General features: G+C 68.6%; 18 protein-coding genes. All 18 read right to left on the bottom strand.

What is annotated here, in order from left to right; genetic code table 11:
* Positions 1-2: 2 nt before the first annotated feature.
* The 18 genes from BJ959_RS03490 to BJ959_RS03575 all read right to left on the bottom strand — a co-directional run bounded on the left by BJ959_RS03490 (position 3) and on the right by BJ959_RS03575 (position 12161).
* On the bottom strand, positions 3-383 hold the full coding sequence (locus tag BJ959_RS03490; RefSeq protein ID WP_153982569.1) for a hypothetical protein: 381 nt from the start codon (positions 381-383) through the stop codon (positions 3-5).
* Positions 380-736: a hypothetical protein gene (locus BJ959_RS03495; protein ID WP_221234918.1), complete on the bottom strand. Its 357-nt coding sequence runs from the start codon at positions 734-736 to the stop codon at positions 380-382. The genes BJ959_RS03490 and BJ959_RS03495 overlap by 4 nt, the downstream gene beginning before the upstream one ends.
* The gene (locus BJ959_RS03500; protein ID WP_153982567.1) at positions 724-1158 is read right to left on the bottom strand and encodes a M23 family metallopeptidase; all 435 of its coding nucleotides are present in this window, start codon (positions 1156-1158) and stop codon (positions 724-726) included. Before BJ959_RS03500 ends, BJ959_RS03495 begins: the two co-directional genes overlap by 13 nt.
* A gap of 264 nt (positions 1159-1422) precedes the next feature.
* On the bottom strand, positions 1423-1581 hold the full coding sequence (locus BJ959_RS03505) for a hypothetical protein (RefSeq protein WP_153982566.1): 159 nt from the start codon (positions 1579-1581) through the stop codon (positions 1423-1425).
* A gap of 22 nt (positions 1582-1603) precedes the next feature.
* On the bottom strand, positions 1604-2665 hold the full coding sequence (locus tag BJ959_RS03510) for a hypothetical protein (protein ID WP_153982565.1): 1062 nt from the start codon (positions 2663-2665) through the stop codon (positions 1604-1606).
* A 74-nt stretch (positions 2666-2739) separates the two neighbouring features.
* Positions 2740-3267: a hypothetical protein gene (locus BJ959_RS03515; protein ID WP_153982564.1), complete on the bottom strand. Its 528-nt coding sequence runs from the start codon at positions 3265-3267 to the stop codon at positions 2740-2742.
* Complete coding sequence (locus BJ959_RS03520; RefSeq protein ID WP_153982563.1) at positions 3267-4427, bottom strand: hypothetical protein; 1161 nt, start codon at positions 4425-4427, stop codon at positions 3267-3269. The genes BJ959_RS03515 and BJ959_RS03520 overlap by 1 nt, the downstream gene beginning before the upstream one ends.
* Positions 4424-5161: a phage tail family protein gene (locus tag BJ959_RS03525; protein ID WP_165879024.1), complete on the bottom strand. Its 738-nt coding sequence runs from the start codon at positions 5159-5161 to the stop codon at positions 4424-4426. Before BJ959_RS03525 ends, BJ959_RS03520 begins: the two co-directional genes overlap by 4 nt.
* Before the next feature lie 116 nt (positions 5162-5277).
* Positions 5278-7563, bottom strand: coding sequence for a hypothetical protein (locus tag BJ959_RS03530; RefSeq protein ID WP_153982561.1), 2286 nt, complete (start codon positions 7561-7563; stop codon positions 5278-5280).
* 24 nt (positions 7564-7587) lie between these two features.
* Positions 7588-7896 carry a hypothetical protein gene (locus BJ959_RS03535; protein ID WP_153982560.1) on the bottom strand — a complete coding sequence of 103 codons (309 nt, stop codon included), beginning with the start codon at positions 7894-7896 and terminating at the stop codon, positions 7588-7590.
* 47 nt (positions 7897-7943) lie between these two features.
* On the bottom strand, positions 7944-8309 hold the full coding sequence (locus BJ959_RS03540; protein WP_153982559.1) for a hypothetical protein: 366 nt from the start codon (positions 8307-8309) through the stop codon (positions 7944-7946).
* Between the two features lie 83 nt (positions 8310-8392).
* Positions 8393-8974 carry a phage tail tube protein gene (locus BJ959_RS03545; RefSeq protein ID WP_153982558.1) on the bottom strand — a complete coding sequence of 194 codons (582 nt, stop codon included), beginning with the start codon at positions 8972-8974 and terminating at the stop codon, positions 8393-8395.
* 49 nt (positions 8975-9023) lie between these two features.
* Positions 9024-9467, bottom strand: a complete 444-nt coding sequence (locus BJ959_RS03550; protein ID WP_153982557.1) for a hypothetical protein — start codon at positions 9465-9467, stop codon at positions 9024-9026.
* Complete coding sequence (locus BJ959_RS03555; protein WP_153982556.1) at positions 9460-9735, bottom strand: HK97 gp10 family phage protein; 276 nt, start codon at positions 9733-9735, stop codon at positions 9460-9462. Before BJ959_RS03555 ends, BJ959_RS03550 begins: the two co-directional genes overlap by 8 nt.
* A 1-nt stretch (position 9736) precedes the next feature.
* Positions 9737-10087, bottom strand: a complete 351-nt coding sequence (locus tag BJ959_RS03560; RefSeq protein ID WP_153982555.1) for a hypothetical protein — start codon at positions 10085-10087, stop codon at positions 9737-9739.
* Entirely contained in the window at positions 10087-10521 is a 435-nt protein-coding gene (locus tag BJ959_RS03565; protein WP_153982554.1) for a hypothetical protein, read from the bottom strand. Before BJ959_RS03565 ends, BJ959_RS03560 begins: the two co-directional genes overlap by 1 nt.
* Positions 10522-10591: 70 nt before the next feature.
* Positions 10592-11533 carry a phage major capsid protein gene (locus BJ959_RS03570; RefSeq protein ID WP_153982553.1) on the bottom strand — a complete coding sequence of 314 codons (942 nt, stop codon included), beginning with the start codon at positions 11531-11533 and terminating at the stop codon, positions 10592-10594.
* A gap of 46 nt (positions 11534-11579) precedes the next feature.
* The gene (locus BJ959_RS03575) at positions 11580-12161 is read right to left on the bottom strand and encodes a hypothetical protein (RefSeq protein WP_153982552.1); all 582 of its coding nucleotides are present in this window, start codon (positions 12159-12161) and stop codon (positions 11580-11582) included.
* Positions 12162-12210 lie beyond the last annotated feature (49 nt).

Raw genomic sequence — 12210 nt, forward strand, 5'->3', positions numbered from 1 at the left:
TCCTAGGTCGTCGGTGGGTGGTCGCGCAGCTGCTGCAGCTGCAGGGTGTGGATCGCCTTGCCCTGTTCGGCTTGGGCGTCGGCGAGACGGCCGACGTCGCGGCGGATGCCGCTCATGTCGGAGGCGAGACGGTCGGCGCGCTTCTCGAAGGTCGACCGCAGCTCGTCCGTGGCCTTCATCGCCTCTGCGTGCTGCCGGTCGAGCTGATCTCGGACATGCTCAGAGTGGCCGTTCGTGATCTCCTTCTTCGCCTGCACGGCCGCGCTCTCCGCGCGCTTCGCTGAACGCCGCGTGCTGATCACCGCCGGGAGGACTGCGGCGAGCACGATGCCGACTGTCGCGATGGTCTGCAGCAGGAGAGGTTCGAGGTGCTCCCAGGTCACGCCCCGGTCCCCCGCTGGTCGTTCACGATCGCTGCCCGGGCGGCCTGCCCGTTCTGCACGGCCGTGGGCACCGCGTCCAGGCGGTCCTGAATCTGCGCGAGCTGCGGGCGCACATCGACGCCTGAAGGGTTCACGAGCGCGGCGAGGTCTGCCAGAAGGCGAGCGCGGCGTGCGTCGACGCGGGCGATCTCGGCCGTGACCTGCTCGTGCGTGACCGCCTCCGACTGGAAGCCCAGAACGGCGGTGATGCCCTCGGCCGTCTTGCGGTCCTTGCCGATGCGGTCGACGGTGAACTCCCCCGTCAGGAACCACTGGTCCTTGCTCGCGCCTGAGGTCGACTTCATCCAAGCCATGTGCGTCTCTTCCTATCCGTCGTGTCCGAAGGGGGTTGGGAGGTGTCCGGAATGTCGGCGCGAAACCAAGAATCAGGATCAACACGCACCCACGTTCCACTGAGCAGCCGCCACACCTCAAAGTGCAGGTGAATGGTGCCGTTCGTTTTGCCGGTGTTGCCCATCGACCCCACATACTGGCCTGCCGCAACCTTCTGCCCGACGCGGAACTTTGACGTGACACCGTTGAAGTAGTGGTTGTAGGCGGTGCGGAAACCGGGCGCGTGCTCAACCCAAATCCGGTTCCCGTACCCGTTGTTGTACCCGGCGTAGTCCTCCACGAGCACGACGGTGCCGGGTGCGGCAAAGTAGGTGCGGCGAGACTTGATCGGATGCAGTTTGTACCATCCCCAGTCGCGGCCCCGATGGTTCGGCCATGCCATCCACCCAAACTCAGTCCACCCGTCCGGGGCAGGGCTTTGGAGTTTCACGGCGAGTTACCCCCATGCGTTAGAAAAGCCCGCACCTGATCGGACTTTTGAGTTGGCGCGTGCCCCCACGTCGCACCCTTGAAAAGGCACAACGTGGGGACACCGCTGCTACCGGGCTGGTGACGACGAGAGCGTTCAAGGCCGTGGCCTCTAGAGCGACCAACTCAGCTCTCTCCCGGCGCGCTCGAGTTGCCTCGAGGTGTGTGAGCGCGTGCGCTAGGTCTTGATGACGCAGTTGAAGACGATGTACGGCGACAGGGTGCTGACCGTCGACGAATCGGTGTCGCCGTCAAGGGGCGTGGCGAGTGTCGACGTCGAAGTCGACGTGCCGAGGCTGGCGGGGTTGCCGGTGAAGTCTGCAGTCCATGTCGGCACGGCGCGGGATGCGACAGGCGGGTCATGCGCGTCGCCTCGTGTACCGCCACGCCGACGCGAAGGCACGCACGGCGTTCCCGGAGGGGTTCCAGCGGAGCTTGATGTCGGTCGCGGTGGATGCCGGCAGGGAGACCGAGGCGCGCTGGGTGATCACTCGCGAGCTGCCCGCCGCCGCGACGGAGGCCGCCCACTCGATGTTGCCCGACATGTCCTGATCGAGAGTGCCCGCCGTCGTGTTGAAGCCGAGGTTCACGCTTCGGGCTGACGGCGGCGACGCGGTGAGGTCGACGATGCACATCGTCTCCAGGTCGATCACGGTGGCATAGGGCACGGCCGCGAAGCTCACCACCCCGCTCAGGTCCTGCACTCCACCCGCCCCGGCAGTGACCGACGAGAATCCGAGCCGGCCGCGCTCGAACACGCCGTCGACGTTCACCCACGCCGCCACATCCGCCCGCCACATCTGCAGCAGCCCAGACGCCACCACGTAGCCGAGCGTCCCGTCAGCCACCACCGCCGCGTTCCGCTCCGCCGTCGTGCGGAACACCAGCACCCCACCCGCCGCAGCAGTGAACGGAGCCGACTGCGTGATCGTCGGACCCGAGTTCGTCGCCGTCACACCAGCAGGCACCGTGATGCGCGCCAGCTCGATCGCGCCCGGGAACGCCGCCAGCGACGGAGCCACCGGCACCGCCGCCGGCGACCCCTGCACCACCCCGATCACCGGATCCGAGTCCACCCCATCCAGGGAGAACTCCCGCTGCCACGCGTACACCACATCGATGCGCGAGTTCGACCCGGGCGCCGCCGTCGTCACCACGTTCACCGTGCCGTCATTGCACAGCAGCACCGTCCCCGCCGCGGCACCCCGCGACAGCGCCGCCGTGAACGGAGCCACGTTGTAGCTCATGCCGGACGTGCCCGTCACGATCGCCGTGACACCGTCGAAGAACAAGCCCGGACGGATCAGGTTCGACCCGGCCCCCTGCTTCGCCAGCAGACCCGACTGGGCCAGCTTGTGGTCCAGCGGCGTGACCGTGCCCGCCGCGTTCCCTGTGGTCCCGAGACCTCGAGTGATCGCCATGCCGTCCTCCAACGGTGAGAAGAGAGTGAGATGAAGATGAGAGGTCTCTCATCTGAGAGGGCCTCGTCGGCCGGTCAGGAGCGGATCTTGTGCGACGCCACGACCCACAGCGACGCCTGGTTCGACCCGTCGGCCGACCACGCACCACCGTCCGCGCGCACGAGCAGGCGGAACGTGATCGTCTCCCCCGCCTGCGTCGTCACATCCGCGGCGTAGCCCGTCGTCGCCGACCCCCACGCAGACGCCGCGACCTGCACCGGCTGCGGGTTGCCCTGGCCGAGGCCGAACACCGACCCTTCGACCTCGACCTGCGCATACAGGAAGTCCGTCACACCGCGCGAGTTGCGGGCAAACACCTGCCCGCCCAGCAGAAAGTTCGTGCGGCACTTGTACGGCGGGCACGTGTACGGAATCGTCACCACCGTCGCAAAGCCCGTGCCGACACCGAACCCGGACGCGTCCTCACGCTCCGACTCGTCCTCCAGCACGATCTGCGTACCGCTCGGCCGCTCCAGCTCGTCCAGCCGCCGCGTCATGTCGCGCATCTGCCTGATCAGCTCGGCGTAGTCGCCAGATGCAGGTGTCTCGTAGCCGCCCGACATCAGACCACCTCCGGCTGGAACTTCACGGTCACCTTCCGCCCCTCGGCATCGCCCGACCGGGCGACGATCCGCATCCGCTTCGGCGGGTCGATCGGCCCGTGATACAGGTCGTCGACGACGCGCACCAGCGCGAAGTCACCCACCGTGTACCCCGACAGGAACGGCCGCTCCGACGTCTCGTGCGCGAACTCCCACGTCTCCGTCTGCGACGCCGACCGCAACCGCAGCTCCTCCGCGAACGCGTCGATCGTCGCCTGCTCCGACACCGTCGACCGCGACGAATCCACTAGCTCCAACACCGGATAGCCGGCATCCAGAAGCGCCTGGTTCACACCCTCACCGACGATCGCCTCGTTCGCGCCACGACCCGCGGCCGCGTACACATGCGTCGCCACACCCCGGCCCGACACCGTCGTCTTGAACGACGACACCGGCGACTTCGGAGCGCCGATCGTGAACGTCGGCTCCACAGCCGAAAACAGCAGCGGCTGCGTCGGCGTGCCGATCCGCATCACCCACTCCACGCCCAGCCGGTCCGTGGTGAGGCGCGGCTCAAACCGCACATCCGGGCCACCCTCGACCGCGGTCAGATCGCGCAGCGCCTGCCCCACCGTCGACAGGTCGACCCCACGGTAGACGCGCTCTGACGTGCCAGCGATCGACGCCGGCAGGATCACCGGCACGTTCCCGCCCGTCCACGCCTGCGCCTGCGCCACCAGCGCTCGAGCGATGCCCTGCAGCGACGTGCGCGTGTCCGTCGGCCACGGCCCCGCCGGGTCGATCGACGCCGGCGCGAACCGCGTGTCCGTCGTCGGGTCCGTCGGCGAGCGGCCCGCGAGCACCGGCAGGATGCGCCGCTGATCGAAGTACGACCACATCCCCGCGGCCGACAGCGTGAGACGGCCCAGGTCGGCGTCGTACGAGTGCAGCCAGATCGGGCCTGCCTGTAGCACCAGGTCTCCGTCGACGGCGGCGAGGAACGCCTTGCCAGGCTTCGCGGACTCCTTCAGGCCGAGGCGCTGCACATCCGGGTCCCGGAGCGACACCGTGCACGACACGGTGCCGGCGTCGTTGAGCACGTCATCCCAGGGGCCCGCGAGCGCCGGGACGGTCTGGATGCGGCGACCGGTGCGCAGGTCGCCGATGATGTACGTCGTCACCAGTAGCCGTCCGAGATCGTCACGGTCATGAGGGGCGTGCCGGTCGCCGCGCCGATGGCGTTGAACTGCACGTCGAATGCTGCGCCAGGGGGCACGTCGAAGAACTCGCCGCGGGTCAGGTAGGTCGACCCGTCCGACGTCCCGTCGATGATGACGGCGCCCGAAGCGAAGTCGATCTCCACCCAGCTGCCCAGCGGCACGACGCGGTCGTAGCGGACGACCTGGCCTGTGTCGAGGCGCTGGATGAAGAATCCGCTGGCGAGGCCGCCGTCGACACGAACGTGCGGCCACACGTCAGCCGTGCCCGCGTTGGTGAGTTGCACGCGGCCGAGGTTCCCGTTCGCCCCGTAGTCGAGCTGCCCTGCCGGGTCGAAGAGGTTGTACGCCAGGCCGCCACCCGCGGTCGGCAGGCCCGTCACCAACTGACGGGACGGCCCGTACTTGACCGGGTCGTAGGCAATGAAGCGCGCCGTCACTCGAGCGACCTTGTCCGTCTCCGGCTCGATCTCGATCGCGCCCGACACCGACGCCATCACCGACAGCGTGCCGACGTTGTCCGTCACCGAGATCTCGAACGGGCGCCCATCGGACTGCACCGCGGAGAACGCACGCCACAGGTCAGCCTGAGCCTGCTGCGCCGTCGCCCCCACCAGCGCACCCTCGAACCGCAGCGGCCGCGCCGACCGGAACGCCCGAGAAACGCCGAAGGCGCCGTCGGCTGCAGGACGGTCCACAGCGTCATCCCTGATGGGAGCGCCCGAGTACCAACCCTGCAGTCGACGGCAGACCCACCCAGAGGCGGGGTAAGACGGCTTCGCCTCAAACACGAGCCCGTCGATCGTGACCGTGATCATCCGTTGACCCTCAGCCTCTCGTCGAGTTCCTGCATGACCATCGCGGCCGCGGCGTACGGGTCCGGAGACATCAGCTGGATCGTCGTCGACGAGGAACTTGAGGACGACGACCCGCCAGCGCCGCCGGCGTTCATGGAGGTTGCGACAGGTATGACACCGGCCAACATCGACGCCGCAGTCGCGACAGACGATTGCCGGTCTCGCATGCCCAACACGAGCCCATCCCCGTAGAACTGGCCGAACTCACGCGCGACCTTCGACGGCGAGTTGGTCTCGAGTGTGAGCTGCGTTTGCTTCTTCACCTCGTTCGCAAGGTTCGATGCAGCGCGACCCACACGGCCCCTCGCGGCGTTCAGGCCCGCTTCAAGTCCATCGCCAACGCTCTGCCCGAGGTCGAATGCGCCGCCACCGCCGCGGCGCCCATTACGTTCCGCCTCCTCGGCGAACTCGTCGCTGATCGCATCCAATCCACTTCGCGTGGATCGAAGACCTGAACGGAAGCCCTCGTCGATCGACTCCGTCGGGACGAACTCCCCGGGCCCGAAGTAGGTGTCAGGGATGCCGAAGATACGATTCCACTCGCGATCCCAATCGACCGAGAAGTCGAACAGGCCCTCGAGCAGCGGCCCGTACAGGCCTTCCTGAGCGCGGAACTTCAGGCGGTTGAGCTCGGTGTCGTCCGCGAACAGCAGGTCGCCGCCGATGATGTCACCCGCGAGCGCCCAGAACCCAGCGCTGTCGGCGGCAGCGGTCGCCAGGAGACCGCCGATCGGCTCGAGCGCGGCGCCGATGCTCTGGAATCGCTCGATCCAGATCGGCGCCTCGTTCGCGAAGTCCTCGAACCCGCGGATCATGTCCGGCAGCCCGTCGACCCCGAGCTCGATGACATCCTCGAGCACGGGCGCGATGGAGCTGGCGAGGCCCGCCCAGTCGACGTCCTCGAGCGCCGCACCCAGTCGCGGCCCGACGCGGTCGACGATGCCGCCGAGAACCGGCAGCACCTGATCGTTCGCGACCGTCACCAAGCTGAGGAACCCCGGGATGAGGTACTCGCCGAGCTTTGTCTGGGACTCCTCCAGTGCGACCGCGAGGTCACGCTGCTGTCGGGCGAGCTCACCCGACGTGTTCGACGCGTCACCCTGCACCGCGGCGGTCTGCTCGAGCAGAAGACCCCAGCGGGCCTGCACCTTCTCGTTCTCTGTCAACTCGCGGCCAGCAGCAGCAATGCCGTTCGCGTAGGCGAAGGACTCGACCGCGGCCGCCGACAGGTTCAGCCCGTACCGACGCAGCGGCTCTGTCTCACCGGCAAGCCCGGACTGGAACAGCTGCAGCGCCTCCGCCACGTCGAGGTTGTACACCGATGCGAAGTCAGCACCACGCGTGGTGAGCTCGTCGATGAACCCGACAGGGTTGTCACGGCGCACCACCCGCGCGAAGGCCGAGAACTGAGTCGCGGTCTGCAGGAACGCGCGCCGAGTAAGCGCAAGGTTCGCCGGAGCATCCTTCGCCAGCGACTCCAGCTGCGCGCCGAGCTCGTCGCCGAACGTAACCCGTGCCGCGTTGGTCGCCTCAGCGAGGTCGCTCGCCAGCTGAATGCCCTCGAAACCGAACTGCACGCCCGCCTGCACGCCCGACACGACACCGCGAAGAGCGGCCTGTCCAACCGAGAACGCGACGTCGGCGAGGAAGTTGCCGGTGAATATCTCGCCCACACGGCGGCGGAAACCACCGCCGAACCCGTCGGCCGCCTGGCCGCCGAAGTTGCCAAACACGCGACCCCAACCGGAGCCGCCGTTCGCGGCCGCCGTCGACGCATCCGCCAGGTCACGCTTCGCCCGCGCGAGGCGCTCGGTGGAGTTCTCCACCGACTCCTGCACGTTCAGCACCTGCCGCTGCGCCGACGCGAGCCGCTCCTGCGCACGCACCACTTGCACCGAGTCGTCGGCATATCGCTTGCGCGCGTCGGCCAGCTGAGCCTCCGCCACCCGCTGCTTGCCGAGCGCGTCCTGCTCCTTCAACCGCACCGCCGACAGCTCGCGGGTCGCCTTCGCGACCTCGTCGGTGGCCTTCTTCAGCGCGTCGGCCGAGACGTTGGCGGCCTGCTTCTTGAAGCCCTCCGCGAAGCCCTTCCCCGCAGTCGTGCCCGCAGCAGAGAATCCCTTCGTGAACCGCTGACCACCCTCACGCGTCGAGTCGTCAACCTCGGCCGTCAGAGCCTTCCGGAAGCCCTTGAACGTCGGGAAGATCGCGACCGCGCCCTGGCCCACCTGAGGAGTCGACACTGTAGGGCCTCCCCTCGAAGATGATCATCGGTCGGCCAGCGCCGACCGTGCGATGAGCTGTTGCGTGAGCGCGTCGCGCTCTTCCTCGGTGACGTCCGCTTGCTCAGGCCATGGCCAGCCCAACGACATCGGCTTCGGCTGCTTATTCGTGTCCCGGTGCACGGCCGCGTAGAGCTCGAGCAGGTGCTGCAGTGTCTGGTTCGTCGTCGACAACGCATACGCCCACCCGCGGACGGAGGCGTGCGACCGCGTGCCCTGCTCGTCGACGAGCTCACGCACCAGATCAAGTGCCTCGCCGAACGTGTACCCGTCGCCGGCGTCGTCGAGGCTCAAGCCGAACCGGTCGCGGAAGTCGAAGCGCAGCGCGGCCCGGTGCTCCTCTAGGACGTCGAGGAGCCGAGCGATTCCCCCAGGCGCGCCCCCTGCCACTGGAACACCGCGGCGATCCACTTCTGCTGCAGCACCACGACGTCGACGTGGTCGAGATCAAGCAGTCGCGTCGACCAGTCGGGCGCGAGCGTGGCCACCGCGATGTCGAACTGGTCCTGCAGCGGCTTGTCCTGCATCTCGCGGATGTGGCGCTCCTTCAGCCGCAGGCTGATCTGAAAAGGGCCCTCCGGGGTCTGGGCTACGAACTGGTCGCCGACGATCATGTGCGGCGGCGGGTCCGTCGGGGCGAGCGCGAAGACGGGCACCTCCAACGGCGCCCGCTTGGGGGCAGGGCTCTTGCCGTTCTTTCTGGACATGGGTTCTCCTGTGGGTGAGTCGTGGGTGTGTGGGTGAAGGCGCCGCCCCGAGCACCCACGAGCTCGAGGCGGCGCCGCTCAGATCAGGAGCCGGATGCTGCGGGCAGCACCCACTCGCCGAAGTGGTTCCCGTTGACCGCCGCGTCGCGGAGGATCTCGAAGACGAGCTGCTGACCGTTCACCTGGCCGCGGTTCGACTGGTCCTCCGTGATGCCCTGCACCTGCACGTTCGGGCAGACGCGGCGGCGGATGGCGCCGTTCTTGAAGATCTCCTCCGTGAAGACCACGTACTTCGTGGCGTGGCCGCCGCCGTCGTACTCGAGGTACCCGTTCACGTCGACCGTCGCGCCGGCGATGAGCTCGCGCACGTTCGTGTTCAGCGCCTCGGCGATCGACACCGTGAGGGTGACGTTCGCGAGGCCGGTGGGGATCGAGTACGAGTCCTGCCAGAACTCGATCGGGTCGCCGTCGGCCGCGTACGCGAACTGCGGGCCGCCGTCGGTCTTCAGCAGGCCGAGCTTCTTGAACGCCGGGTCGAGCACGAGGGGCTCGGCGGCGCCGCCCGAGGGCGTGGGGATGGTCGTCCCGTAGGGGGCGATGCCGATGAAGCCCGTGACCGGGACTCCGACGGCGAGGATGTCGTTGCCGCTGCTGTCTGCAGTCATGGCATCTCCTTCAGGTGTCGTGCCCCGGAGGGGCGATGGTGTGGGTAGGTCAGAGCGGTTCGGGCGTCACCGCGAAGGTGACCGTCGCGAACCGACGCGCGCGGTCCTGCTCCTCCACGACGGAGAACGGGCCATTGCGCTCGAGCACCGCGGACACGGGGTTCCGCGGCGACTGGCCCGGAACATCCGGGCCGGGGATCTGCACGACGAGGGCGAGCACGATGCGGATCAGGTCGTTCGCGTCCTTCGGCGCGAGCTTCGACCCCGCCAACACGGTGAACCCGACCGACCGCTCGCCGGTGACCGCCGACGTCGCCGGTCCCCCGTCGTCGCGGATGACGAGCAGGCGAGCCGGGAACATTCCCGTTGAGGGCTCTTTGTTGTCGACCTCCACGCCGGCGCACACCGGCTCCGGGCGGGCGGCGAGCGCCTGCCGGTACCAGGTGGTGAGGAACAGCTCGAGGTCGGAGTCGATGACGAGCGGGTCAGCCACGGCGCACCTGCTTGTTCTTCTGCAGCGCGCGCACCAGGTTGCCGGTCTTCGACTCGATGAGCATCGTCTTCGGGTCGGTGCCCTCCACAAGGGCGACGACGCGGCGCTGGAACTTCTTCCGCACCACGATGCCCTTGCGGTACTTGCCGGAGTCCACCGGGGCGTTCTCGCGCGCGGTAGCGGCCACCCGGTTCGCCGCCTCGACCGTCACGCTCACCACGCCGGGCGAGCGGCTCAGCTGCTCGAAGAAGGCATTGTTGAACTGCATGTCAGCCCACCACCCTCTCCAGCGGCACCTCGAGCACCGGCCGCCAACCAGTGAAGGGATTCGTCGGAGCGTCGGGAAGCTCGCGCACCTCGAACGTCTCCGAACCGGTGCGGATGCGATCGCCGACCAGCACGTCGGCCGTCGGCGGACAGTAGAGCGACCGGTCAACCTGCAGCTGGTTCCGCGTAGGGTCCGCGACCGCCACCGACGAGGCAGGCCCGACGTAGGCGCCCTCGATCACGATCGACACCGCTGACGACCACGGGCCGGGCTCGGTGCGCGTCGGGTTGTACGGGTCGGGCACCTGAATGCGCCGGTCGCGGTACACGGTCTGCCCGTACGCGAACTTCATCAGGAGCCCCCGACGACGTCACCGCCGACGAGCTCCTCCTCGTCGACGAACGCACGAGCCAGGTTCCCGAACCGCTGGCCGTCCGGCGCCGGCGTGCGCACGGAGCGCACCGTGCCCAGGCCGCAGAGCATGTCGAGCTCCGCGAGCTGCTCGGGCTGGAACCAGGACAGCAGCGCGGCTCGGTCGGAGTAGCGCACGGATGCGCCGGAGATCGCCTGCTGCAGCACCATGCCAGGTCGGTCGAGGCGCGTACGAATGGCATCCGCCGCGGCCGAGGCGAACGCCGGCTTGAGCGCGTCCGTGTAGTGGCTGCCGTACCGCTTGTCGAGGTGCAACACCAGCACAGGGAGCCACGCCTGACCGATGGTGGTCTGTGCACTCGACAGGCCGGGCAGGAAGGGGCTGACGTCGCTCCACACGAGCGTTACGGCCATGAGGGTCCCCTCTCAGTGGGAAGGCCAGCGCGGGGCGCACCCGGAGGAATGGGTGCGCCCCGCCGTGGGATCAGGAACCCGACGCCGGGGTGACGGCGGCCACCGGGACGGCGGTCGCGCCCTCCGCGGTGAGCGTGTTGCCGAGCACGTAGGCGTAGCGGGCCTTGAACCGGAACGCGACCATGTCGCGCTCGGCCAGGTTGATCTGGCCCTCACCGGTGCCGAGGGTCGCCTGGTCGAGGTACTTCACGGTGATGTCCTGGCGGACACCGACCATGACGCGCTCGCGGTCGGCGATCAGCGCGGTCGCCGACGCCGAGTTCCAGGCGCCGTTACGCACCCAGGCTGCGTCGATGCCGATGATCGAGCCCTCGCCGACACCGTCGGGCGCCGACTGGTACAGGCGGCTGCCCTCCGAGTCGCGGAGGTTCGCGAGCTTGAACCGCAGGCCGCGGCGCGACAGGATGACCGACGGGTCGGCACCCGACTGGTCGACGAAGTCGGCCGCCTGGTACAGCGAACCGGCCAGGTCGTCCTCGCCGGGCGTGGCCGACACCTGGAACACCGCGCCCGCGGCGACCGCCGCCGGCAGCAGGCCCGGGCTGACCCAGGTGGTCGGCTTGTTCGTGCCGAACAGGATCGCCTGGTCGAGCTTCTTCCCGATCGCGGTGCCGCCCAGCTGCGTCAGCCGGGTGACGCCGTCCTCGGTCATGTCCTCGAGGGCGTCCTCGTGGATCGGGATGATCACGGCGATCTCCTCGACGACGAACTGGCGGTTGGCCCAGGTCGCCTGCGAGGTCGGCTTCACGCCCGCGGGGTCGGTCGCCGACTCCGAGACCCAGGAGGCCTCGGGCAGGGTCGCGAGCACCGGAGCGTTCGTGATCTTGGTGCCGAGCGGCACCGTGGTGAACGCGGACAGCGACGCCGAGGCGACCTCCGCGCTCTCGAGGAGCACGTTCGTGTACTCCTCCTCGATGAGGGTTGCGACGTCGTCGCGCGAAATGTCGGCCATGATGGCCTCCGTTCTGTGTTGAGAGGTTGAGTGAGGTCGTCAGGCCTCAGCCACGCGCGCCGCGGAGCTGCCGAATGGCGGCTGCCGCCTTGCCCTTCTCGCCAGCCGCAGCAGCGACCTTCACGCCCGGCTTCGGCTCCTGCCGGCCGGGACGCTGACGCTGCTCCGTCTTGACGAGGTGGGGCTTGTCCTTCGCGAGCTGCTCGACGCGCTTCTTCAGCTCGTCGACGTCCAGCTCGTCGTCCTTCTTCGGGAGATCCCCCGACAGCACGCGCAGCACCGCGTCGGCCGGGTCGATGAAGCCGACCGCCGCAGCGATCGACTCGACCCGTCCCTCGGCGATCTGCCGCTCGTACTTCGAGGCGACCTCGGCGCGGGCCTTCGCGGCCGCCTCCTCGATCGCCTTCTCGCTCGGGGTCTTCTTCTCCTCCTCGAGCTGGTCCCACTTCGCCGCCTTCTCCTTGATGGCGTCGAAGCCCTCGAACCGCTTGCGCTCGCGCGCGAGACGGGCCTCGATGATGCGGTCCAGCTCCTCCTGCGACGCGGGCGCCGTGAACGGGCTCGGCTCAGGAGTGGGGTCCGGGGTCGGCTCGAGAGTCGGCTCCGGTGAAGGTGTGGGATCTGACATGGCTGTTGCCTCCGTGAATCCGTCGATGTGACCGCCAGAGGGAGCAGCT

This window comes from Microcella frigidaquae, assembly GCF_014200395.1.
In the GTDB taxonomy this organism is placed as follows: domain Bacteria; phylum Actinomycetota; class Actinomycetes; order Actinomycetales; family Microbacteriaceae; genus Microcella; species Microcella frigidaquae.